Origin of the sequence: Hyphomicrobium sp. 99, from assembly GCF_000384335.2 — a bacterium.
GTDB lineage: Bacteria > Pseudomonadota > Alphaproteobacteria > Rhizobiales > Hyphomicrobiaceae > Hyphomicrobium_B.
The window spans coordinates 3527891-3552225 of sequence record NZ_KQ031382.1; the positions used below are offsets into that span (position 1 = coordinate 3527891).

Consider the following 24335-nt stretch of genomic DNA (forward strand, 5'->3'; position numbering starts at 1 on the left):
GTCTGACTGGCTTATTGGCGCAGCCGGACGCCGAAGTGGACCTCGTCGCCCACGTAGTCGTTCGGTACGCCGATGCCATTGAAATCCACGTGCTGGTATTTACCGAAGAGCACAGTGTTGCGGTTGGCGTAGTATTCGATGCCAACCGTCTCGGCCCATTGAGTATCGTTGATAATCCCGTCCTGCGAGTTCTGGTTCGAATAGACGAGCCCTGCGGAAGCGACGAGATAGCGTCTCAGCTCATGCCGAACCTCGAAGCCGACCGAACGATAAAATGCACCGCCGACATTTGCGGTCGTCGTCTCTGAAACATCCGTGCTGGCGTTGAACAAAACCGATGTCAGCGCGCTCGCACGCCACGTCGCATTGGCATCGATCGTCAGACCGTCGACCGGGTGAAGACGTGCATCTTCGGGCGTCTGGATGCCGTACCCGAGGCTGATGTCACCACGAAGAATTTCGCCCGTGTTTCCGAACGACACGCCGAACCGGTAGCGCTGACCATCCGACGTGCGATTGATGAGGTCGCTCTGAGCAGCTTCCCCGTAATCGCGATGATTGTATGCGAACTCGAAATAGGGCGAGAACGACGGCTTGGCCTCCCAAGAGGTTCGGACCGTCTCCTCGTAAACCGTATAGTCGCGATCGCGATTGGGCGTCACAACGCCCGCGTCTTCGGTACTGCCGTAAGTATAATCCTGGACACTTCCGCGAAGCTGGTACGACAGCCGATTGAAGCGCTGATTGTAGGCGACTTCCGCGCGATCCGTGTCGACGACCGACCGTGTGCCGACTGAACTTGCGTCAAGCGCCGAGCGATCTTCCAGATATTGCTGCCGCGAAATCAGTGCCTGGATATTGGCGCGCCTCGTGATGTCGAGCCGGGCGCGCGCCTCGAGCGTGTAGTCGCGATCGTCTTCGGTCGGAAAGTCGTTGTAAAAGCTCAGCGCGCCGACGGCCCTGAACTCGAGCGCATGCGTTCCCCAATTCGATACGAGCCGCGCCCCCGGTTTCACATCCATCGCCCAATCGGAGGGCGAACCGGGCGCGTGAAAGACGTTCGAATAGTAGGACGCGCCGAACTCGACCTCTGGAAAGAGAACGAAGCTGCCGACCTTGATGCCAACCGGATCGTAGGGCTCCTGCCGGAAGAGCCGCCGCGGGGTCCGGTTGTCGGAATAGGGATCGAGGTCTTCGATCTGGAAGAGCAACGGATCGTAACCCGCAGGTGGGTTTTCGTTGAGCACAACGTCGTCGCCGTCCGCGGGCGCGCCGCCACGCGTCGGATCTCCGTCCAACGACTGCGCCTGCTCACCCGCCGTATCGACGCCGCCATCGACAAGGCCGGAGGGATCGGCGGAGAGACCCGCGTCGCCGTCTTCCACCTGTCCACTCTGCTGCGGATCAACAGTATCTAATCGATCGGACTTCGATGCCGGCCCGTTTCCGGCATCATCGTCGTCCTGTGAATCGGATTGAAGCAGCGACTGTTGCGAAGATCCGGAAGGATAGGTCTCGCTGATCGTGGTCTGCCCACCAGCAGTTGCATCCTGCGCGCGAGCATGCTGTCCCGGCACGCTCGAAAGCGTTACAACCACAATTCCACTTATCAACCAGGCGAACAGCCGGTCGACCATTTCAGCGTCCCCATGAACGACTTTCCACGCGAAACGCCACAAGTCACCGAGGCACCGTAGAAACGGTTGGTTAATGTCGCTTTAAGACGAACCGGGGGTTGCTTCTGCGCCCCTCAAAAGCGAAACTGTTAATGCCGTTCGGTTGAGTCACAGAGCCAGCCGAACATCGCGCAAGTGGGGGAAATTGAGCGGATGCAGAAGGTAATTCCATTCCAGCTGCCTGACGGCGAGCGCAGGGGAAATGCCGGCGAGTCCGACGAGACGACGCCGATTTCCTCGGCACTTCGTACACTCAATCTCGGTGCCGAAGGCTTGTCGCAGCTCGCGAACGAGGTTGCGGGTCCCATGGCCCCGGCGTTCGATGAAGCCGTTCGCCGCCTGAAGGCTGTCAGCGGCCGCGTCATCGTGACCGGCATCGGCAAGAGCGGCCACGTCGCCCAGAAAATCGCTGCGACCTTTGCTTCGACCGGAACGCCGGCTTTCTTCGTCCACCCCGGCGAAGCCTCTCACGGCGACCTCGGAATGATCACGCGGTCGGATCTCATCCTCGCGCTGTCCTGGTCCGGTGAGACCGTTGAACTCAAACCCATCATTACCTATTCGCGCCGGTTTGCGGTTCCGTTGATCGCGATCACCTCGCAGGCAAATTCCGCTCTCGGCGAGCAGGCCGACATCCTTCTGCTTCTACCCCGCGTGAAGGAAGCCTGCCCGCACGGTCTCGCACCGACGACGTCGACGACCATCCAGCTCGCGATCGGCGACAGCCTCGCGATTGCGCTGCTGGACGCGCGCGGCTTCACTGCCCACGATTTCAAAATCTTCCATCCCGGCGGTTCGCTCGGCGCCAACCTGAAGTATGTCGCCGACGTCATGCATCCGTCCGATCGGCTGCCTTTGATCGCCAGCGGCGCTCTGATGTCGGAAGCTCTCGTCGCCATGACCGAAAAAAGCTTTGGCTGCGTCGGCGTGACGGATGCCAAAGGCCGCCTCATCGGCGTGATCACCGACGGCGATTTGCGGCGGCACATGGGCGCCAGATTGCTCGAAGTGACGGTGGACGAGGTGATGACCGCGAAGCCCAAGACGATTGCGCCGACCCTGCTGGCGTCAGCCGCCTTGGAGCTTATCAACTCGTCACGCATTACAGCGCTGTTCGTGGTCGAGAAGCAGAAGCCCGTCGGCATCGTGCACGTGCACGATTTGCTGAGAGTGGGCGTCGCCTAGTCGAACTGGCTCATCACGCCGCGACGCCCGTTCCCGTTAGAGCCAACCCTGCAACTCGCGGCGCACCACGGCTTCAATCACGTCGACACCCTCGGAACTGTCGTTGAGCGCTTTGAGATAAGCGAATTTCTCACCGCCGTTCGATTCGAAGATGTGCCGGTTCTCGACGTCGAGTTCTTCGAGCGTCTCAAGACAGTCGGCTGAAAAGCCCGGCGCGACCAGAGCCAATTTCTTGACGCCCGATTTGGCCAGCGCCTCGACGGTTTTATCCGTATAGGGCTGCAGCCACGGATCATTACCGAAACGCGACTGGAACGTCGTCAGCCACCGGTCTTCGGAAATGCCAAGCTTCTGCCGCAGCAGCCGCGAGGTTTTCTGGCACTGGCAATGATAGGGATCGCCGGCCTTGAAGTACTTCTCCGGCATCCCGTGGAACGTCGCGATGATCTTCTCCGGCTCGAAATCGAGATCGGCCAGGCTCTTCTGCATCGAACGCGCGAGCGCATCGATGTAAACGGGATGATCGTGATAGCTCGGTGCCGTACGAATGGCGGGCTGCCAGCGCATTTTCATCAGCGCGCGGAATGCTTGATCGCATGCCGTCGCAGTCGTCGCCGCTGCATATTGCGGATAGAGCGGCACGAGCAGAATGCGATCGCAGCCCTGCTCTTTCAGCGCCAGGATCCGGCTTTCCGTCGACGGATTGGCATAGCGCATTGCCCAATCAACGATGATCCGCGGATCACCCTGCAGCCGGCTCGTCAATTGCTCGGCCTTGCTCCGAGTAATCGTCTTCAGCGGTCCTTCGTTTCGCTCGTTGTTCCAGATCGACGCGTAGTCGCGACCCTTGCGGCTCGGACGCACCGTCAGGATGATGAGATTGAGGATCGGCCACCATTTCCACTTCGGCTCCTCGATGACGCGCTCGTCCGAGAGAAATTCGCGAAGGTAGCGGCGCATCGGCCAATAGGTCGTGCCGTCTGGGGTTCCGAGGTTGAGGAGAAGAACGCCGATACGGCCGAGCGCGACCGGGGGATGCCCAGCGGGCAGCACGACGGATTCGGGCTCAAACTGGTTTGGCTTTGGAACTTCGTTCATCCGCTCTCCGAATATGAAAAATCAGCGCGACCCTAGCGGATCAGGCGCGCCGTTGCGATGGGGCAGATGCCACCGATTTTGCAGCGAGCCTTGGCTTCGTCGGTGCACTCGTCTTATTCGCCTCGCCAGCCCGATCATCGACCGGAGCCAATTCGACATGATCCGCCTGATCGCTCGAATGCACCAGAGATGGTGCGTCGACCAGCGGATCCAATGCCCGGCCATAGTCCCAATATGCCGCTGCGCGCTTGATGAAGTCCCGCGTCTTTTCGCAAAAGAGCCGCTTCACGCGATATTCGGCTTTCGCACGCAAAACCTGCTGCTGCTGCCGGCAAAGCGCAATGGCCGCGTCTTTCTGCTCATCCGCCAAATCGGGCGCAGCCGACACTGCGGCGACCAGCACCGCGAGATCATGATCGTCGCCAAGCAGCTGCGAGAGCTCTCGCGCGGCGTTGACCCTGACAGCAAATTCATCCGGCCACGCGCGGCCGAGCAAGGCCATCTGCCGCCAATGCCACTGCACAGCTTTGCGCAATTCGTGGAAGTTTTCGTCGGTAGGCTCGTCGTAGGCGTATTGGCTTGCCTTCCGCCCTCGCCGGTAGCTCTCTTCCAAGCCGCCCGCAAGCGCCGCAAAGCCCTGCTTCTTGATGCCGAAATGCGTGATTTTCTTCGCCTCTTGGATCAGGAGATCACGCGCAAGATCGGCGGTATGCGGGTCGAGCCGCTCCGGCTCGATTGCGGCACGAGCCGCGAGCATAGCGTGAAAGGGCGCGAGCGCGGCCGCGCCATCCGGAAATTCGTTGGAAAGTTTCCCGATCGTTTCGAGCATCACGGTCTGGTCGCGCCGCGCGGAGAGAAGCCTCCCGATCTCGCCCAACGCCTTCGTGTGCCGCCGCGCCTTCTTTGCACCCAAGCCATCCGCAGCGAGACGCAACAGCGCCCGCAAACGCTTGATGGATTTACGGCACTCATGCACGGATTTGGGATCGGCTTCCGGACCCGCCAATTCAGCAAGCGAGCTATCGAGCTGCTCGCGCGCAATGCGACGAAACCCCTTTTCGACGGGCTCGTTGATTTTGAACCGATAGGGCATACGCGGGAACGGCTTCAAATGAGATAAGGTTCTGTCCTGGATCCGAACCACATAAAACTGTCACAAACAACGGCAGAGCACCATGGTTGTAGTTAACACATAGCTGTCAGCGTTATCGAGACTCTAACTGTCGCAACCATTGAAGAATCCGCGCCTCGGGATCGGCGGCCGTAAAGAAATCGGTAATAACCGCCAAGCTGTCCGCCCCAGCTTCCAGTACGTCTGCTGCGCGCTCCGGCGTCAGGCCGCCGATCGCGACCAAAGGCAGCCCAGCGAGCTTTTTCCGCCATTCTTTAATTTTATCAAGGCCTTGAGGAGCCCATGGCATGGCTTTTAGCTTGGTCTCGTAGATCGGGCCGAGTGCCACGTAATCGGGCTCCACGGCAAGGGCGGTTTGCAACTCCGCTTCATCGTGGGTCGAAATCCCGAGCTTGATGCCTGCGAGCTTTATCGCCTCAAGATCGGCTGTACGCAGATCGTCCTGCCCGAGATGAATGTAATCCGCACCCGTATCGAGCGCAGCCTCCCAATAATCGTTCAGAACGAGCTGACAGTTGTTCGCCCGGCAGAGGGCGAGCGCCCGCTTCGTTTGGGCGGCGACCTCAGCCGGTGAGGCATCCTTGATCCGCAGTTGCACCAGCTTCACGCCGAGCGGAACGATACGTTCCAGCCAGCCGATGTCGGGCACGATCGGATAGAAGCGGGCGAGCTTTGGCTGTTCGGATTTCAAGGTCAGCTCAATCAAGATCAAAAAACGGGGTACCCGCAACGGGCGTGGAAGGCACAGCCATATCGCGAGCCGGTATCAGCCCCGCTTCGAAACCGAGACGGCCTGATTGGATCGCAGAGGCAAACGCGCTTGCCATTTTCACGGGATCGCCCGCTTTCGCGACCGCAGTGTTGAGCAAGACGGCGTCATAGCCAAGCTCCATCGCGAGCGCCGCGTGCGATGGCGCGCCGATGCCCGCATCGATGATGAGAGTGACGTCAGGAAAATAGGCCCGCAAGCTCGTCAGCGCCTGCACGTTGGCGAGCCCCCGGCCGCTGCCGATCGGCGCCGCCCAAGGCATGATGACTTGGCACCCCGCGCGCTGCAGCCGTTCCGCAACCGAGAGATCCTCCGTTGTATAGGGCAGCACCTTGAAGCCGTCCCGAGTGAGCGCGCCGGCCGCTTCGACCAGCCCGAACACGTCGGGTTGGAGAGTGTCGTCGTTGGCGATGACTTCGAGCTTGATCCAATCCGTTCCGAAAAGCTCGCGCGCCATAGCGGCTGTCGTAATGGCTTCGCCCGCGGTTCGGCATCCGGCTGTGTTCGGAAGCACGCGAACGCCGAGGTCTTTGATGATTTCGAGAAACCGCTCGCCGGCCTTCCCGCCCGCAGCCTCGCGGCGCAACGACACGGTTACAATCTCTGCGGCCGATGCCTTGACGGCATTCGCCAGAATAGCTGGAGACGGATAGCCCGCCGTTCCGAGCAGAAGCCGCGACGAGATCTTCTCCCCGTAAACGGAGAGCGCACGCCCCGAATGCAACGCCTGATCGCGAATGTTCATCTAAAGCGTAACTAGCCCTTTTTAGCCGCCCTGCCGAGCCGAAACGATCTCGACGCGGTCACCGCGGCTCAGCATCGTCGTAGCACGCTGTGCCGCCGGTACGAACTGCCCGTTGAGCGCCGTCGCAACCTTCGCCTCGGACAAGCCGCGCTCGTCAATGAGCTCAGCGAGCGTAACGGCTCCGCTGGCGGTCTTCTGCCCGTTGACGATCAACTCGATGGTCGTTTCGTGTTGTAGCATCGCTCAAATGACCTGAGGGCGGGAGATGGGCATTTTAATCGTCGTTTACCAGAGCGTTCGCCGGATTTTTACCGCATATAAACCGGACGGGTCAAAGGGACCCGCCAATCCGCCGCAATTACCACCTGAATTTCCGGCATCGAACTTAAGGACCAACTGATGTTTTCGCGCTTGATGTCGTCCCGCCGCTTCGCGCCGCTCTTTTGGAGCCAGCTCCTGGCGGCGCTGAACGACAACCTGCTGAAGAACGCGCTTGCGATGCTGGTCGTCTACAAACTGGCGATGGAAAACGGGCCGGCGCTTGGAACGCTTGCCGGCGCGGCCCTCGTGCTTCCCTTTTTTGTCTTCTCGGCACTCGCCGGACAGCTCGCCGACAAGTTCGATAAGGCGAAGGTTGCCGCTCGCGTCCGCCTTTTGGAAATTCCAATCGCCCTCATCGCGGCCGCCGGCTTCCTGTTGCCGTCAGTCCCGCTTCTGTTCGCAGCGCTCGTCCTCTTCGGCACGTTGAGCGCGTTCTTCGGCCCGGTGAAATACGGGCTCCTGCCGTCCCATCTCGAAACCAAGGAACTTCCCTCGGGCAACGCGCTGATCGAAGGCGCGACTTTCATCGCCATCCTGATCGGAACCATCGGCGGCAATCTGGCGTCCGGCGGCGAGACGGAAATCATCATCGTTGCGAGCGCCATCGTCGGCATCTCGGTGCTTGGCTGGCTTTTCGCGCGGTTTATTCCGCCTGCGCCGTCATCCGTGCCCGATCTCGTCGTCGATAGGAACATCATCACGTCGACCGCCACTCTGCTGAAGGATCTGCGCGCCGACAAACGCATTTGGCAAGGCGCGCTCATTACGTCGTGGTTCTGGCTGGTCGGAGCTGCCGTGCTGGCCCTGCTGCAGAACCTCATCCCACAAGTTCTCAACGGCGCGCCCTCGGTTTACACGCTTGCGCTCTTCACGTTCGCGGTCGCGGTCGCCCTCGGATCGATCGCAGCCGCCCGCGCCAGCACCAATCGGCCCAATCTCGCGCTCGTGCCCATCGGCGCATTGCTGATGGGCATCTTCCTGCTCGATCTGGCGTGGCTCGCATCGACCATGAAGCCCGCGCCTGCGCCGCTCAGCGCGGCAGAGATCCTGGGCTCGATCGAGGGCCTTCACATGCTCGTCGATCTCGCGGGCATCGCCATCGCCGGCGGCCTTTTCATCGTGCCCTCGTTTGCGGCCGTGCAGGCCTGGTCGCCCGTCGAGCGTCGCTCGCGCGTGATCGCCGGCTGCAATGTTCTGTCTGCCGCATTCATGACGCTCGTCGGCATCGCGATCGCGGGCCTGCAATTCGAGAAGATCCCGGTCTCGATCCTTTACGCTGGCCTCGGAATCGCAAACCTCATCGTCGTCGGCCTCGTACTCAGAGCCTGGGGCGCCGAGGGCGTAAAAGACGTCGTCGTCTTCCTATTCAAGACGTTCTTCGGTCTCGAAATCCGGGGCCTCGAAAATCTCCCGAAAGTGGGAGAGCGCGCCATCATCGCCCCCAACCACGTCAGCCTGCTTGATGCGGGATTGATGAACGGACTTCTGCCCTCCCACACGGCCTATGCGGTCGATACCGATATCGCCAAGACGTGGTGGGCTAAGCCGTTCCTGAAGCTCGCGCAGTTCTACACGATCGACCCGACGCGCCCGCTCGGCATGCGCCATCTGATCCAGGCCGTCAAAGACGGAGCGTCGCTCGTGATCTTTCCGGAAGGACGCCTGACGGTCACCGGCGGACTAATGAAAGTTTACGACGGCACCGCGATGATCGCGGACAAGGCAAATGCGCCCGTCATCCCCGTTCGCATCGACGGCCTCGAGCGCTCGCATTTCGGATATCTGAGCAAAGCGCAGACGAAGAAAGTCTGGTTTCCGAAAACTACGGTGACCATTCTTCCGCCGGTCTGGCTGAAGGTCGATCCAGCGCTCCGCGGCAAGGCACGGCGGCAAGCAGCAGGCGCAGCGTTGCAAGACATCATGACCGATTCCGCCGTGCTGACGACGCCGATCGACCAGACGCTATTCGAAGCGCTCGTTCTCGCCAAGAAGACGCGCGACACCGGCAAGCCCGCCATCGAAGATCCGCTCGGCAGCAAGCTTTCCTACAAGAAGCTGATCGTCGGCGCTCAGGTTCTCGGCGCGAAGCTTGCGCCGATGTTGCCGCCGCCCGCATCCGCCGTCGGCGTGCTGTTGCCGAACTCCGCCGGCGTCGCGGTGACGTTCTTCGCTCTACAAACGATCGGCCGCGTCCCGGCGATGCTGAACTTCTCCGCCGGACCAGCCAACGTCGTCTCCGCTTGCAAGGCGGCGAATGTCTCCGTCGTGCTGACCTCGCGCGCCTTCGTCGAGAAGGGCCATTTGGAGCCGCTCATCCAAGCCATCGAACCGGTCGCGCGCGTGATTTATTTGGAAGACGTGCGCCCGACGATCACGTTCCGCGACAAGGTCAAAGGCATCACGCAGGGTGGAAGACCGCAAGTCAAAGCGGACTTCAATGCGCCAGCCGCAATCCTCTTCACGTCTGGTTCCGAAGGAACGCCAAAAGGCGTCGTGCTCTCGCACCGAAACATTCTTGCCAATTGCGCCCAAAGCCTCACGCGCGTCGCCTGCAACGGCACGGATAAGGTTTTCAATGCGCTTCCGGTCTTCCATTCGTTCGGCCTGACCGCAGGCCTGCTGATGCCGCTCGTCGCGGGCGTACCCGTCTATCTCTATCCGACGCCACTGCATTACCGCATCATTCCGGAACTCGTTTATCAGTCGAACGCCACGATCATGTTCGGCACGGATACGTTCCTCGCAGGCTACGCGCGCGCCGCCCATCCTTATGACTTCGCGCGCGTCCGCCTCGTTCTCGCAGGCGCCGAGGCGGTGAAGGACCGGACCCGTCAACTCTATATGGATCGCTTCGGCGTTCGCATTCTCGAAGGCTATGGCGTGACGGAAACGGCGCCAGTGCTCGCGATCAACACGCCGCTCGCCAATAAGGCCGGCAGCGTCGGCCGCCTCTCGCCGCTGATGGAAGCCCGCCTCGAACCTGTCCCCGGCATCGAAAGCGGCGGTCGTTTCTACGTGCGCGGACCCAACGTGATGCTCGGCTATTATCGCGCCGCAAACCCCGGCGTCCTCGAACCCCCGGCTGGCGGCTGGCACGACACCGGCGACATCGTCGAGATCGACCCGCAAGGCTTCATCACGATCAAAGGCCGCGCCAAGCGCTTCGCCAAGATCGGCGGAGAGATGATCTCGCTTTCCTCAGTCGAGGCATTGGCTGCCGAGCTTTGGCCACACCAGACGACCGTCGTCGTCGCGCTTCCCGACCAGCGAAAAGGCGAGCGCCTGGCGCTGCTGACGACCGATCCGAGTTGCACGCGTGATGCATTCGCGCAGTTCGTGCGCAGAAAAGGCGTGAGCGAATTGACGACGCCCGCAGACGTTCTCGTCGTCCCCAAAATTCCGCTGCTGGGCTCCGGCAAGCCCGACTACGTCGCAGCGCTCAACCTCGCAAAGCAAACCCTGGCCTCGAAGTCAGGGGGCGTCGAACAGCGGCCCCTCACGCCGGCCGTCTGACAGATATTCGCCAACCGCCCGCGCGAGTACCGGCGCAAGAAGAAACCCGTGCCGGTACGCGCCGTTGACGCGAATGAGGCGTCCTGTGTCTTCGACGATGATCCGGGGAACGTTGTCGGGGAATGCCGGTCTCACCCCCGCTCCCATTTCGAGAATGGAGGCTTCACCGAACGCTGGATGCAGCGCATAGGCGGAACCCAGAAGATCGAGCGCCGAGCGCAGCGACATCGGGCCATTGTCTTCGCGCTCAATGACCGTCGCGCCGACGACGAACCGTCCGTCCCCCTGCGGCACGACATAGATCGGCTGACGCGGATGCAAGAGACGAACCGGCCGCGATAAGCTCACGTCGTTTGTTTGAATGAGCACGCGCTCACCGCGCACGCCCCTGAGCGCTGCCAGATCTCCGCTCGCACCAATTCCCCGGCAATCGATCGTGATGTCTTGAGGCCGGCCGTCCCAACGAGTCTCAAACGCGATATCTGCCCCGAGCGACCGAAGCTCATCCAAGAGCCAACCCATTGCCTTCAGCGGATCGACGTGTGACTCGTTCTCGAAATAGAGGCCGCGCTCGAAACGCCCCGCGAGCGACGGCTCGAGATCCGCGATCCGCGTTCCCGTCACGGCCGCGTGTCCCTCCGTCATCTTTGCAAAGCGGGCGAGATCACCCGCGTCGCGCGCGTGCGCCAACACCAGCGATCCGTAATTCATGATGCCGGGATAGGTCTCGCGCCAAATGCGCAGCCCTTCACGTCCCAAATCGCGAACGCTCAGGGGCGCGCCTTCAGCCTCGCACTCGGGCGCAATCATCGCCCCCGCCCATCGGCTGGATGATCGCGCGAACAGATCGCGGCCTTCATCGATCAAACGCACGCGGTGCCCGGCGCGCGCCAGCGTGTAAGCCTGCCAAAGACCGAATATGCCGGCGCCGACAACGAGAATGGACGATTTGCTCAAGGTCGAAACTCTTTAGATGTTTCGCATCCTCTAGCATCAATCGCCGAGAGCGACACCCTCGCGTCGCGGATCCGCTCCACCATCGAGAACTCCGTTGCGCTTGACGATCATGTTCACACCGGAAGTCATCGTCGCCCCTGAGACCGCCTGACCATAGGACGTCAGCTCGTAGGCAGGCCACACGATTGGCAGCGAATATTCGATCAAGAACGGCCCGCCCTGACTGCCGAAGTTCGCAAGCGCCGCCGCCTGCTGGGCATCGAGCCCCCAGTCCAACACGGCAAGGAGCGTCTTCACCACATAAAGGATGATCTGCGAGCCGCCCGGAGAGCCGGTAACAATCTCCGGAGTGCCGTCCTGGCCCAGAACGATCGTCGGCGCCATCGAGCTACGCGGCCGCTTGCCCCCTTCGATCGCGTTGGCGACGGTCACGCCGGTTGCATCGACGGGTACGAATGAAAAGTCGGTGAGCTCGTTGTTGAGAAGAAAACCCTTCGCCCAAAGGTGCGAACCAAAAGCGCTTTCGATCGTCGCGGTCATCGAGAGCGCATTGCCTTCGTCGTCGATGATCGAAACCTGCGTCGTACCCGGCACTTCGTAAGTCGCATCCTTGCCGAACGCCTTTTTGGCAAGCCCCGGCGGTAGACCCGGCTCAGCCTTCGCCATCGCCTTCTTCGGATCGATGAGCTTCCGCCGCTCGGCGAGATATGCGTCATCGAGCAGCCCGGACGGAACGGCAATCCGATCCGGATCGGCGATGTACTTATTGCGATCGGCGAAGGCGAGCTTCTCCGCTTCCGCAATGATATGCAAAGCTGGTGCCGTCATCGCCGCTGACGCGCCCTGAACTTGGCGATACGGCTCGATGAGTTTCAGAACAGCGCCAACAGTGAGCGCGCCCGACGACGGCGGACCCATGCCGCAAACTTGGCGGCCGCGATAGGCGAAACAGACCGGCTCGCGTTCCTTCGCCTTGTAGGCGGTAAGATCCGCAGCGCTCAAATCACCGGGAATGGTCGGAGCTTCCTTGACGGCTTTGACCATCGCATCGGCAATATCGCCGCTGTAGAACGCATCCGGTCCGCGCTCCGCAATGGTTCTGAGCGTCGCCGCGTATTCCGGATTTTTCAGCAGCGATCCGGCAGCTCTCGGCGTAACGCCGCCCTCGAAGAAATACGCGCGCGCGTCGGCCGTGAACTTTTCCGGCTTCTCCGATTTGAGGAGCGTGGCGAGCCGCGGTGATACGGCGAACCCATCCTCTGCGAGCTTGATCGCGGGCTCGAAGAGCTTCGCCCACGGAAGCTTTCCATATTTCTCGTGCACCTCATGAAGCACGCGAAGTAGTCCCGGCACGCCGACGCTCAAGCCCGAGTTCACGGCATCCTCAAACGGCATCGGTTTGCCGTCGCGCATGAACCGGTCAGGCTTCGCCGTAGCGGGTGCGGTCTCACGGCCATCGTACGTCGTAACGCTGCGCGATTTCGCGTCCCAAAACGTGATGAACGCCCCGCCGCCAAGCCCGGAAGACTGCGGCTCGACAAGGCCAAGAACGAGTTCCGTCGCAATGGCGGCATCAGTCGCCGACCCACCCTGTCGCAATATCTGGCGGCCCGCTTCCGCAGCCAGCGGCTCCGCGGCAACGACCATATGCTGCTTGGCGACGACGAGAGCTTTCTCGCTTCGAGCGGACGCGCCTTCAGGCGCCGGGCGGAATTCCTGCGCAGCCGCTGTTCCAGCGGCTGCAAAGCAAAAAATCACGAACAAAATTCTGAAAATCATCAAATCCCCGCAGGTGAGTCGAGCGAATAAGACTATCTCTGGACTGCAAAAAGCAAGATTAAGGTGCGCACGTCATCAATGCCGAAACATGGGTGCCCGAGATGTCGCTTTCCATAAGAAAAAAAGTCCTCATCGCCTTGGGTGCACCGGCACTCTTCGCGCTTGGCGCCGCGACCGCCATGGCCCTGGTTCCGTCGATAAGCGTCGTGCCTCTGCTTGAAACGACGAAAACCATCGTGGGCGAGCCCATCGTCTACCCGACCGGCGCGCCGGCAAAGATCACGGCAAGCATCATCAACGTCTCACCGGGCGCCGCAACCGGATGGCACAAGCACGGCGTTCCGTTGGTCGGACTGATCATGGAGGGAGAACTCACCGTCGATTATGGAAGCAAGGGCAAACGCACTTTCAAGCAGGGCCAAGCTTTCGCCGAAGCGATAAACGAAACGCACCAGGGAACGAATAACGGGACAGAGATGGTTCGGCTCTTCGTCGTCTACATGGGCGCCGAAGGATTGCCGTCATCGATCCCAGAGAAAGCTCCGGAATAATCCGCTTAGCGACTAATAACTCTGCTGAATGAAGCTCTCCGGCGTGCCGTCCTCGGGATTGACGAAAATGACGTCCTTTGGATCACGCCGGGGTGTATCGACGGACAGAAAAACCACCGGCTCTTCGATGATGTCCGGCAGCGCATGTACGGTCCCCTTCTCGAAGAATAGCAATTGGCCTGGACCAAACTCGCTGATCGTCGAAGCGTCGCGCATCCAGAAAGTGCCGCGGCCCGAGAACACGTAGAGATATTCATCGCACGTCGCGTGATAGTGCGGCGGCGTCGGCTTGTAGACGCGGAAAACGCGGGCGCTCGCCGAGTCGCGGTTCGTAAGATAGCGATCCACCAGAAGCGTCGTCGCCGAAGGCGGAAACGATGCGGCGACCTCGCCGATATCGAATCGGCCAACGCTCGGCTGCTTGGACTTCTCTTCCATGAACTCAATCCTCGCTCGGATATCACGAATTTGTAAGGTTGGCCGCGCCGGGCGGCCATCCAGTGGCAATTCCGGCACGCCCCATATTCCCTTTGGTCATATCATAGCGACACCGGCTGTCCTTACCCTGGACGCTCGACTAGGTTCCGGCCCGGAAGACATGACTTTTCGGAGGGGCAAATGCGCTCATTGAAACTTGGTGTCGCTGCAGCTGCGGCGATGCTTGCACTTTCTGCGACGGCTCAAGCCGGTGACTGCGTGCGGGTCGGCGCGATCGGCGACGGCCTGACACATGACCTCGCGGTTATCATGTCGACGCATGGCTTGGCCAACATCATCGAAGCCAAGGGCCGGACGCCGAAGGGCGCGGTCCGCACGTCGTGCACGCCGGGAACGTTTGGCACGCAGTGCCAGTCGTCGCAGCTCGCCTGCAAGTAATGCGACTTTCAGATTTCGAGGGCTAACGGGCATCACCGCGCGGACAAGTCCGCACGGTGATGTTTTCGTTTAGTGGAAGTCTCGCGATTTCGGAATGATGCGAACATTGCGCGGATGACGCGGTTTGGGCTCCCGCGAGAACCGCGGATGGATCCGCCGGTCTTCTTTTCGGCTCGGATGCGCGGAGCCGGGCTCGGGGTGCAGCACCTCATCCGCGTTTGCAAGCGGCATGTCCATGTCCGCCGCCCATTCGGAAAGACGCAGCAGCCAATCGCTTCTGTCGATAAGTTTCGTCGAAACCACGTGGATGATATTCGCGTGCTCTTCGACCTGGTTTTGAATGCGGCCCTCGATCAGAATGAGCCGCGACGTCATCACGACCTTGCGAAAGCGTTCGAGCATCTTCGGCCAGATGATGGCGTTCGTAACACCGGTCTCATCCTCGATGGTCATGAACACGACGTTGCCCGACCCTGGCCTTTGCCGGACGAGAACGACACCCGCCACCCGGACGAAGGCGCCGTTCTTCGCTTCCGCCAACTCCTTGCAGGAGAGCACGCGCTCCTTGCGAAAATCTTCGCGCAGAAACGCCATCGGATGCTCTTTGAGCGATAGGCGCAGCGTCTGATAGTCGTTGACGACATGTTCCGAGAGAGCCATCTCGGGCAATGTGACGTCAGCCTCTTTGCCAGTATCCTGCGTCTCGCTCCAGGAAAAGAGCGGCAGCGGCGGCGCATTGGCGAGCGCCTTGACCTCCCAGAGCGCCTGCCGGCGATCGAGCCCCAGCGAGCGAAACGCATCCGCCGCCGCAAGCTTCTCGAGCGTGCTGACGCTGCTGCGCTTGGCGACATCCGGAATGCCTTGAAACCTCCTGTTCGTCCCGTGCTTCTGCGTCTGGGGTGCAGGCGGAATGAGCGTCGGGAATTTTCTGCGCGAAGCCCGCGTCTTCTCCGGATCTTTCTCCGGAACCTCGTGAATATCAGCTTCACTGAGGCCGTCGATGAGACGCAATCCAAGCCGCAGAGCCGGACCCTTTCCGTCGAGCGATGGCTCCAATGTGCAATCCCAATCGGAGAAATTGACGTCCGCCTCGCGAACCTCGACGCCATGCTCGCGCGCATCGCGCACGATCTGCGCCGGCGCGTAAAAACCCATCGGCTGCGAATTCAAAAGCGCGCACGCGAACGCCGCCGGATAATGACATTTGATCCACGCCGACACATAGACGAGCAGCGCGAAGCTCGCCGCATGGCTTTCGGGGAAACCGTATTCGCCGAAGCCTTTGATCTGCGAAAAACAGCGTTCCGCAAATTCCCGCTCGTAGCCGCGCCCGACCATGCGCGAGACCATCTTCTCTTCAAGAAGCCCGATCTTGCCGACCCGCCGAAACGTCGCCATCGCGCGCCTGAGTTCGTTGACCTCCTTGTCGTCGAACTTGGCGGCGACCATCGCAATGCGCATCGCCTGCTCTTGAAAGAGCGGCACGCCCAATGTCTTGCCGAGAATGTTCCTGAGTTCGTCTTCGTCGCCGCCCTTGGGATATGGATAGACCACGGTCTCGAGCCCGCTGCGGCGCCTGAGATACGGATGCACCATATCGCCTTGTATCGGCCCGGGACGCACGATCGCGACTTCGATGACGAGATCATAGAATTCGCGCGGCTTCAGCCTTGGCAGCATGTTCATCTGCGCCCGGCTTTCGACCTGAAACACGCCGATGGAATCCGCGCGACACAGCATATCGTAAGTCGCCTTGTCCGCGCGCGGCAGGGTCGCGAGCGTGAGCGCCCGCCCGTGATGTCGCTTGATCAGATCGAACGCCTTGCGCACGCACGTCAGCATGCCGAGCGCCAGAACGTCGACCTTCATCAATCCCAGCGCCGCGATGTCGTCCTTGTCCCATTCGATGAAGGTGCGGTCTGCCATCGCCGCGTTGCCGACCGGCACGACCTCGACCAAAGGACCGCGCGTCAGCACGAAACCGCCGACGTGCTGCGACAGATGCCGCGGAAAGCCCATCAATTGCTGAGCGAGATTCATCGCCGCAGCTAACGTCCGGTCGGTGGGATCGAGCCCCGCGCCGCGAACGTGCTGTTCCGGCGGCACGCCGCCCGCATGCGTTCCCCACACCATGCCGGCGAGCGCCGCGATCGAATCTTCCGAGAGACCGAAGACCTTGCCGACGTCACGCACGGCCGATCGCGAGCGATACGAAATGACCGTCGCGGCCAACCCCGCGCGGTGGCGGCCATAGCGCTCGTAGATCCACTGAATGACCTCCTCGCGCCGCTCGTGCTCGAAATCGACATCGATGTCGGGTGGCTCGAGACGAGCCGACGAGATGAAGCGCTCGAAGAGCAGATTGACCTCGATGGGGTTCACCGCCGTAATACCGAGGCAATAGCAAACGACCGAGTTCGCAGCCGATCCGCGCCCCTGGCAGAGAATGTCCTTGGATTTCGCAAAGGCGACGATGTCGTGGACGGTCAGAAAATACGGCGCGAACTTCAGTTGCCCGATGAGCGTGAGCTCTTTCTCGATCGTCTCCTGAACCTTTTCCGGAACACCCTCGGGAAAGTGGCTTCGAGCACCTTTCCACGTCAGCTCGACGAGATGCTGCTGCGAGGTCTTGCCCGGAGGCACCGGCTCGTCCGGATATTCGTATTTGAGATCGACGAGCGAAAACCGGCAGGCGTCCACGATATCGAGCGTCCGAGCGAGCGCCGCTTCATGGCCCCTGAAGAGGTGCGCCATTTCCTCCGGGCTTTTGATGTATCGCTCGGCGTTGGCCTCGAGCCGCAATCCCGCTTCGCGAAGCGTCGTCTTCTCGCGAATACAGGTGACGACGTCCTGCAGCGGACGGCAGTCGGGATGATGATAAAGCACGTCATTGGTCGCAACGATCGGCGTGCCCGCCCGTTCGCCGAGCATGGCAAGCGCCGCGATGCGCGACCGGTCGTCCCCCCGATACGTATGCGACGCCGCAAGATAAAGCGGCGCATTGCCAACGGCGCTTTTTATCCGCCCGAGCGACGCTTCCAAATTCACCCCTCCCCTTGACGGGGAGGGGTCGGGGGTGGGGTGAAGGAGGTCGTCATTGCAGCCCCCCCCCCCCCCCCCCCCCCCCCCCGGGGGGGGGGGGGGGGGGGGGGGGGGGGGGGTGAAGGAGGTCGTCATTGCAGCCCCCCACCCCTAACCCCTCCCCGCGAGGGGGAGGGGAATCGAAACCATTCAAACGCTCACGTACGGATTCAAATGAAACGATCTTTCCGGTTTGAATTTCGGGCGCCGACCTGCGCGCAGCACTTGGCAAAACCTCCCGCCAATCCCAATCATCCGGCGGCAGCGCGATGAAGATTTGGCCTTCCGCATGCGCGGCGACGTCGGCCAGATAGAGAATGCATTTGCCTTTGTCCGCCCTGAGCTGCCCATGCGAGAGCAAGCGGCAGAGCCGCCCATAGGCCGCGCGATCCGTCGGATAGACGAGCAGGCTCGGCGCATCTTCGAGATCGAGGCGCGCGCCGATCACGAGACGAATTCCAGGTTTCTCTTCTTCCGCTTTCGCCGCCACGTGCGCACGCACGACACCCGCGAGCGAATTGCGATCCGTCACCGCTATCGCCGAAAGGCCAAGCGCTTTCGCCTGCTCGACGAGATCATCGGCATGCGAAGCGCCGCGAAGAAATGAGAAGTTCGTCGTCACCTGAAGCTCGGCGTAGCGGACTGTCATGGACATCCCCTCACGCAAAGAGCCCATGCAGAAACCACGAGGGCCGCTCAGATGTCTCTTCGCCCTCATAGAGGCCATGCCGGAAAACCCAGTACATCGCGCCTTGCTGATCCTCGATCCGGTAATAGTCGCGCGTGCGCGGCCGCTTCTGATCTTCATCGAGATAGAGCGTCCGCCACCATTCAGGCGCGATGCGCTCCGGTCCCTCGGCGCGCGCCACGCGACGCTCGACACGCCGCCAGATGAAGCTCGCCGGCGGTCCATCCGGCACGCCGGCCGTGACTTCGATCGGCTCGGGCCGCGAAAGCATGAAGGCCGGGCGAAGCAATCTCTTCGGATAGGGCCAAGGCGGTGCGTAGTGAGCGACGCGCGAGGACGTTTCAGCCGCCAAAGCATCGATCGCAGAAAGCCGAATTTCCGCACGTTCCGGGATGTGGCTTCCCTGCGGACGCAAAACCGTGATCGCCTCGCGCCCGAAGCGATTGGCAAGACGATCGACAAGCTCCGACGGATCGCGAAAGGCCGCGCCCTCAGGTCCCGCAAAACCCTTCTGGCTGGCGGCGCGCCTTCCCGCACGCACCGCATCGAGCCGGAGAATATCGATCCCGAAGCCTGCTTCGATGCTCGAAAACTTCTCGCTGAGCAGCGCCATCATGTGGGCCGCCTCATGACACGGCGTGCTCATGGCAGCCGATATGGTCCCGCTCGTGCCGTCGGCGCGATAGAACGTCAGACGAAGAACCCGCACGCCGAGATCCTTGGCCGTGAGCGCCGCAGCGAGTTCCCCCGCAAGTTCATTCGTGAATGCTTCCAGCGCTTCCGAAGAAATCAGCGGCTCCGCAAAAGCCCGCGCGACTGACAGCACGGGCGGCGGCTGCATCGGCCGACGCGGCTCCTCCAGCATCCCAAGCGCCTGATCGAGCCGCACGAGAACGGCAGCCGCGACATCGGACGAACGAAACCGGCGCGCCAGGCTATCGCGCGGAATATCGTAGAGCTGGCCGATGTGACGAAGGCCCAAGCGCTTCAGCAGCAGAATACGCGGAGCATCGAGCCGCAGCGCCTCGACGGGAAGAAAGTGGATCGCCGCGCGCGTCTCACCGGCCGGTGCCATCGCCCATGCCGCATCGGGCGGACAGCCGAACCGGGCAAGAGCATGCGCCGCGCCAAGCGTATCGGCCAGCCCCGCCTGCACGGCGACGCCGAACGACAAAAGATGCTGCATCATGTCATCGAGCAAGTTCTCTTCGCCGCCGAACAGATGAGCAACGCCCGTAATATCGATCCACAAGCCATCGCTGCCGTCGACGTGACGGTTGGGACCAAAGCGGCCCGCCCAGCGCGCAAGCTTCAAAAGCGCGATACGGTCCTTCTCGGGCTCGGCGGGACGTGACAAGAGAGAGGGATGCGCCGCCCTGGCATCGGTCAGCGATGTGCCCGTTTCGATCCCGAGACGCGCGGCAGCTCCGTTGACGGCCACGATCGTCAGACCGTGTGCGCCGCTCTCAATAAGCGCGAACGGCTGCTGAGACGGGACTGTCGCCGGTTCCGCGCGTTTGAGCCGGAAGATCGGCCACGACGGAAGCCAAATCGAAACGACGCGTTTCATCGTTCCACTCCAGAAACATAGGGGGACGCGCGGCGCTTTCAGGCCGCGCCCGGCAGCGCTCGAGCGCGATCGAAAAGCGTGAAGCTCCCGGCGCTCGCGGCTCGAAAGATTGGGGCGCACTCGCAATCTGCTTCACGCGCCATCGCGTAGCAGTTGCCCCGGCGGGCTCGGAAGCGGGATGCGTAACGAGAAGGCAAGGCGTTGCCGTTTCCCCGGCCGCAAGGCTCAAGCGGCGCGCCGGCGTTAACTCCGCCTCTTCGACAATGCCGATGACGACGGCGAGACTCTGAGCCCGAAGGCTCTCTTCGATCGCGTTCAACGCGTCGCCCGCACGCGCCGTCTCGACGATAATGAGACGCGACGGATCGAGACCGAGGCTCGCAAGGCCAGCCGCCGATGGAGACCCGAATTCGCTCGCAAGCTGCCGTGGCCAGCACCAGAGCACCCACGGCCTCCCCATCGAAGCGGAAGCATGTGCTCCTTGGGTCGCCGCGAACGTATCGAGCCGGCGGACCGCCAGGCGCGCCGCGAAACCGACCCCCGCCATCCAATCCGCCGCCGACGCGCCGCGAACGGCGGAAGGCCGACCCTTGATCTCATGGAGGGAATTCGTCTCGAGCCCTCTCGGCAGAAGATCGTCACAGACCGGACAGCCAAGCCCCCAAAGGGACCGCCGTCCCCCCGAGCGGGGCAACGACGCAATTTCGGGGGCAGCTGCGCCCCGGCGCGGAGCATGCCGCTCGATATGGAGAATCCGCGAACGCAGATTCTCGATAACCGCATCTTTCCCAGTGGGTAAAACCGGGGCAGATGTGGAATCTCTCGGATCCAAGAGGAACCTCATGGTAAAGAAGTCCGTTTAGGGAACGCCTTCAGCGAAATCCCAATAATGTTCTACATTTGTTCTAGTTTCAATGCTGGAATCCGTCAAGGCTGCGCAGACAAAGAACGAACTCAGATTTTACAGTCATCAAACCGCAACACATGCTTCGAAAATTCGTAAAACCCTAGGAAAGTCAGTGGGGCAGAATGCAATCCCCGCGGAACTGTGACTTCCCTGCTCTGCCGATGAAAACGAGACTGAATTATACCGGCTCTTCACTATTAGAAGCACAGGATGACCCCCTCATTCTGCGTTTAGGGTATATTGTTGTTCACCAAACCCGGAGCATCCCCCCGATGAGCCTGCCGCGTATCATTAGCGGATTAACCGTTGCCGCCATCGTCATGGCAGGCGGGTTGATGTCCGCATCATCGGCAAAAGCCGAAGACCTCGTGGACTTCCTCTGGGGCGGCAGCCCCGAGTACGGCGGTGGCCGCAGCATCGTGTCGTTCGATCCGAAGTATAATCCCGGTCAGATCATCGTCTCGTTCTCTGATCGCCGGCTCTATTGGATCACAAAGCCGGGCGAAGCGATGACCTATCCCGTCGCGATCCCGACCGGCGAAGCCCGCTGGCAGGGTGTGACGTCGGTAACGAACAAGCGCGTCAACCCGCCGTGGACCCCGACGCCGGAAATGGTCAGCAAGAACCCGCGCCTGCCGCGTTGGGTCCCGGGCGGCCATCCCATGAATCCGCTCGGAATTCGCGCGATGTACCTCGGCAGCAGCGCCTACCGCATCCACGGCACCGACGCGCCCTGGACGATCGGCCAAGCCGTTTCGCACGGCTGCATCCGCATGACCAACGAGGACGTGCTCGATCTCTATCCGCGCGTGCCGGTTGGAACGCGCGTGACGGTCACGTGGCAGCAGTTCTCGACCAAGACCATTTCTTCCGGCGATAAATACCCGCGCTACGGCGATGCTGACTCGAACCCACGGGCAGCTTCGGCAGCGCCCGCTTCGGCAGGTGCAGCTTCGGCGTCGGCATCCGCATCGTCGGACTCGTCGTCCTATGAATACGGCGCGTACTCTCGCAAAACGTCGAGCGCACGCACCGCCAGCAATCAATCGAATGGCGGCGAAAACTTCTTCTTCTGGGAAGAAAAGCCGAAGCAGACGGCGTCTGCGTCGCAAGACGACACGCAGAATCAGGCATCCCGCGACGCCACGAGGGACGATGACGATCAGGCCCTAGCGCCGAAGCCCTTCGACAAAAAGGCAACGTCGGAGCAGGCACCTCAGCAGAAGGACGCTGAAAAGGCGCCGAAGCACAAATCTGCCGAGGCGAAATCCGAGACCGAACAGTCAGCTTCGATTGAGAAAAAGAAGGTGGCGAGCACTTCGAGCGCAAAGAAGAAAGCAACCGCTTCCACGTCCGAGCCGCTTGCCGACCCGGTCGTAAGCCCGGCCATGGCAGTTCCGGATCCGGTCAAGCCGAGTGAAGTTTCGGCCCACGGCAAGGAATCGGATGCAGGCGCCCCGGCAACGAAGGCCTCGACTTCGGAATCGGATGCGCTTCCCGTCCATAAGGCCGCAGCCGTTCAGGTTCAGTGACCGAACGTCTGATCTAATCATCATGAGTTTGAGGGCGGCCTCTGAGCCGCCCTTTTCTTTTGGGTAACCGCATGGGAGCCGCAACCGGCCCGCATGAAGGTGTGTCTGTTACATTCCCGCAGCAGCAGTTAGTATGGTGGGATTAGTTGTCTCCTGCCTGATGGCGCCCTTGGTCACTTTGCTTGACATCACCGGCACGACGCCGCGCCCGCGCCACCCTGAAAAAGTCGCGCACTCCGAAACGCCGTCGTTGCCGAAACCGAATTGGTTGCGTGTCCGCGCGCCTGGATCGCCAGGCTACGACCACACGCGGGCCATCGTTCGCGAACACAAGCTCCACACGGTATGCGAGGAAGCAGCCTGCCCCAATATCGGCGATTGCTGGCAAAAGCGGCACGCCACGATGATGATCATGGGCGGCGTATGCACCCGCGCCTGCGCATTCTGCAACGTCGCGACCGGCCTGCCTTCAGCACTTGATTCAGGCGAGCCCCAACGCGTCGGCGAAGCCGTCGCACGTCTCGCACTTGAGCACGTAGTCGTAACCTCCGTCGATCGCGATGATCTCGCCGATGGAGGAGCACGCCACTTCGCCGAAACCATCCGCGCCATTCGAGTTGCCTCTCCCTCTACGACGATCGAGGTTCTGACGCCGGATTTCCTGCGTAAGGACGGCGCGCTCGAAACTGTGATTGCCGCGAGACCCGACGTCTTCAACCACAACCTTGAAACTGTGCCGGCTCTCTATCTGCGCATTCGCCCCGGCGCCCGTTACTTCCATTCGTTGCGGCTTCTTCAGCGGGCCAAGGAAATCGACTCTCAGACTTTCACGAAGTCGGGAATCATGGTCGGCCTTGGCGAAAAGCGCGAAGAAGTTCTGCAAGTCATGGACGATCTCCGGTCGGCAGGCGTCGACTTCCTGACGATCGGCCAATATTTGCAGCCGACGCGAAAACACGCAGCCGTCGATCGCTACGTTTCGCCGGACGAGTTCGAAGGTCTCGCACAAGCCGCACGCGCTAAGGGATTTCTGCTCGTGGCAGCGTCTCCTTTGACGCGATCATCGTATCATGCAGGCGACGATTTCCGACGCCTTCAGGCCGCCCACCGCGAACGCGTTTCGTCTTAATCGGTTACATCGGCAAGCAGGGCGATCATGCCAAAATTCGCGGCCAATCTATCGCTCTTGTTCAACGAGATGCCGTTTCTCGATCGCTTCGAAGCGGCCAGCGCGGCAGGCTTCGAAGGCGCCGAGTTTCTTTTTCCCTACGAGTTCGACGCCGACGACATCGCTGCACGTCTGAAAGCAAATGGACTACGCCAAGTGCTCTTCAATTTGCCCGCCGGCAATTGGGATGCGGGCGAACGCGGCATTGCGATCTATCCAGACCGCGTCGGCGAATTTCGCGATAGCGTCGGGCGCGCTGTCAAATACGCCAAGGTGCTCGGTTGCCCCCAGCTCCATTGCCTTGCAGGCATCGCCCCGCTCGGCGCGGATCACCGGGCGATGCGCAAAACCTATGTCGAGAACCTACGCTTCGCGGCCAAAGCTCTGGCCGACGAAGGCATGACGCTGCTGATCGAACCGATCAATACCCGCGATATACCCGGCTACTTTCTCGATTCCACGGCCAAAGCCGCGGACATCATCGAAACCGTCGAAGCGCCGAACCTACGCCTGCAGTACGACGTCTATCATATGCAGATCATGGAAGGCGATCTGACGCCGACCATCGACAAATACCTGAACATCATCGCCCACATCCAGATCGCGGATACGCCCGGCCGCCACCAGCCGGGCACGGGCGAGATCAACTATCCCTTCATATTCCGGCATCTCGACCGGATCGGATACAAAGGATGGATCGGCTGCGAATACCGGCCGCTCGCCTCGACCTACGACAGCCTCGAGTGGTTCAGAAGCCTGAAGTCGAAGGCTCAGACGGCCTAGTCGT

Annotated in this window: 20 protein-coding genes; 7 read left to right on the top strand and 13 right to left on the bottom strand. The window is 61.4% G+C overall.

Translation table 11 applies throughout. The features are described from left to right. Positions 1–11: 11 nt before the first annotated feature. Positions 12–1637: an outer membrane beta-barrel protein gene (locus G359_RS17025; RefSeq protein ID WP_082072985.1), complete on the bottom strand. Its 1626-nt coding sequence runs from the start codon at positions 1635–1637 to the stop codon at positions 12–14. 192 nt (positions 1638–1829) lie between these two features. Between G359_RS17025 and G359_RS17030 the strand changes: the two genes are divergently transcribed. Then, positions 1830–2861, top strand: coding sequence for a KpsF/GutQ family sugar-phosphate isomerase (locus G359_RS17030; RefSeq protein WP_082072986.1), 1032 nt, complete (start codon positions 1830–1832; stop codon positions 2859–2861). 36 nt (positions 2862–2897) lie between these two features. Here the strand turns inward: G359_RS17030 and hemH are convergent, their stop codons facing one another. The 5 genes from hemH to thiS form a co-directional block, all read right to left on the bottom strand. Continuing rightward, entirely contained in the window at positions 2898–3959 is a 1062-nt protein-coding gene (gene hemH, locus G359_RS17035; protein ID WP_045837089.1) for a ferrochelatase, read from the bottom strand. A gap of 40 nt (positions 3960–3999) precedes the next feature. Further along, positions 4000–5052 carry a CHAD domain-containing protein gene (locus tag G359_RS17040; protein WP_045837090.1) on the bottom strand — a complete coding sequence of 351 codons (1053 nt, stop codon included), beginning with the start codon at positions 5050–5052 and terminating at the stop codon, positions 4000–4002. A gap of 112 nt (positions 5053–5164) precedes the next feature. Then, positions 5165–5782, bottom strand: coding sequence for a thiamine phosphate synthase (locus G359_RS17045; protein ID WP_045838162.1), 618 nt, complete (start codon positions 5780–5782; stop codon positions 5165–5167). A gap of 7 nt (positions 5783–5789) precedes the next feature. After that, positions 5790–6605, bottom strand: coding sequence for a thiazole synthase (locus G359_RS17050; protein WP_045837091.1), 816 nt, complete (start codon positions 6603–6605; stop codon positions 5790–5792). A gap of 21 nt (positions 6606–6626) precedes the next feature. Then, a complete protein-coding gene (gene thiS / locus G359_RS17055; protein ID WP_082072987.1) occupies positions 6627–6845 on the bottom strand; it encodes a sulfur carrier protein ThiS in 219 nt (72 codons plus the stop codon). Positions 6846–7004: 159 nt separating this feature from the next. Here thiS and G359_RS17060 point away from each other — a divergent pair, with 159 nt between their 5' ends. Beyond that, positions 7005–10439 carry an acyl-[ACP]--phospholipid O-acyltransferase gene (locus G359_RS17060; RefSeq protein WP_045837092.1) on the top strand — a complete coding sequence of 1145 codons (3435 nt, stop codon included), beginning with the start codon at positions 7005–7007 and terminating at the stop codon, positions 10437–10439. Here G359_RS17060 and G359_RS17065 read toward each other — a convergent pair. After that, the gene (locus tag G359_RS17065) at positions 10398–11396 is read right to left on the bottom strand and encodes an FAD-dependent oxidoreductase (protein ID WP_045837093.1); all 999 of its coding nucleotides are present in this window, start codon (positions 11394–11396) and stop codon (positions 10398–10400) included. The two genes, G359_RS17060 and G359_RS17065, sit on opposite strands and share 42 nt — an antisense overlap. A gap of 36 nt (positions 11397–11432) precedes the next feature. Continuing rightward, positions 11433–13175 carry a gamma-glutamyltransferase gene (gene ggt, locus G359_RS17070; protein ID WP_045837094.1) on the bottom strand — a complete coding sequence of 581 codons (1743 nt, stop codon included), beginning with the start codon at positions 13173–13175 and terminating at the stop codon, positions 11433–11435. Positions 13176–13276: 101 nt separating this feature from the next. Between ggt and G359_RS17075 the strand changes: the two genes are divergently transcribed. Further along, complete coding sequence (locus G359_RS17075; RefSeq protein ID WP_052699427.1) at positions 13277–13726, top strand: cupin domain-containing protein; 450 nt, start codon at positions 13277–13279, stop codon at positions 13724–13726. Between the two features lie 12 nt (positions 13727–13738). On the opposite strand, the gene G359_RS17080 is transcribed toward G359_RS17075, so the two are convergent. Further along, positions 13739–14164 (bottom strand): cupin domain-containing protein, encoded by a 426-nt coding sequence (locus G359_RS17080; RefSeq protein WP_045837095.1) that lies wholly within the window; start codon positions 14162–14164, stop codon positions 13739–13741. A 180-nt stretch (positions 14165–14344) separates the two neighbouring features. On the opposite strand from G359_RS17080, the gene G359_RS17085 reads away from it, so the two are divergent. After that, positions 14345–14602, top strand: a complete 258-nt coding sequence (locus G359_RS17085) for a hypothetical protein (protein WP_045837096.1) — start codon at positions 14345–14347, stop codon at positions 14600–14602. Positions 14603–14671: 69 nt separating this feature from the next. On the opposite strand, the gene G359_RS17090 is transcribed toward G359_RS17085, so the two are convergent. Genes G359_RS17090 through G359_RS19785 form a run of 4 tightly spaced genes read right to left on the bottom strand, consistent with a single transcriptional unit; the run spans position 14672 to position 20488 of the window. Continuing rightward, positions 14672–17650: an error-prone DNA polymerase gene (locus G359_RS17090; protein ID WP_371199077.1), complete on the bottom strand. Its 2979-nt coding sequence runs from the start codon at positions 17648–17650 to the stop codon at positions 14672–14674. Positions 17651–17696: 46 nt separating this feature from the next. Next, positions 17697–18410: a PHP domain-containing protein gene (locus G359_RS21170; RefSeq protein ID WP_371199078.1), complete on the bottom strand. Its 714-nt coding sequence runs from the start codon at positions 18408–18410 to the stop codon at positions 17697–17699. Continuing rightward, the gene (locus G359_RS17100) at positions 18343–19941 is read right to left on the bottom strand and encodes a Y-family DNA polymerase (RefSeq protein WP_045837098.1); all 1599 of its coding nucleotides are present in this window, start codon (positions 19939–19941) and stop codon (positions 18343–18345) included. Before G359_RS17100 ends, G359_RS21170 begins: the two co-directional genes overlap by 68 nt. Next, positions 19838–20488, bottom strand: coding sequence for an ImuA family protein (locus G359_RS19785; RefSeq protein WP_156150817.1), 651 nt, complete (start codon positions 20486–20488; stop codon positions 19838–19840). The genes G359_RS17100 and G359_RS19785 overlap by 104 nt, the downstream gene beginning before the upstream one ends. Positions 20489–21120: 632 nt before the next feature. Between G359_RS19785 and G359_RS17110 the strand changes: the two genes are divergently transcribed. The 3 genes from G359_RS17110 to otnI all read left to right on the top strand — a co-directional run bounded on the left by G359_RS17110 (position 21121) and on the right by otnI (position 24331). Next, on the top strand, positions 21121–22380 hold the full coding sequence (locus G359_RS17110; RefSeq protein WP_045837099.1) for a L,D-transpeptidase: 1260 nt from the start codon (positions 21121–21123) through the stop codon (positions 22378–22380). A 160-nt stretch (positions 22381–22540) separates the two neighbouring features. Then, entirely contained in the window at positions 22541–23509 is a 969-nt protein-coding gene (gene lipA / locus G359_RS17115) for a lipoyl synthase (RefSeq protein ID WP_156150894.1), read from the top strand. Positions 23510–23536: 27 nt separating this feature from the next. Then, positions 23537–24331 (top strand): 2-oxo-tetronate isomerase, encoded by a 795-nt coding sequence (otnI, locus tag G359_RS17120; protein WP_045837100.1) that lies wholly within the window; start codon positions 23537–23539, stop codon positions 24329–24331. Positions 24332–24335 lie beyond the last annotated feature (4 nt).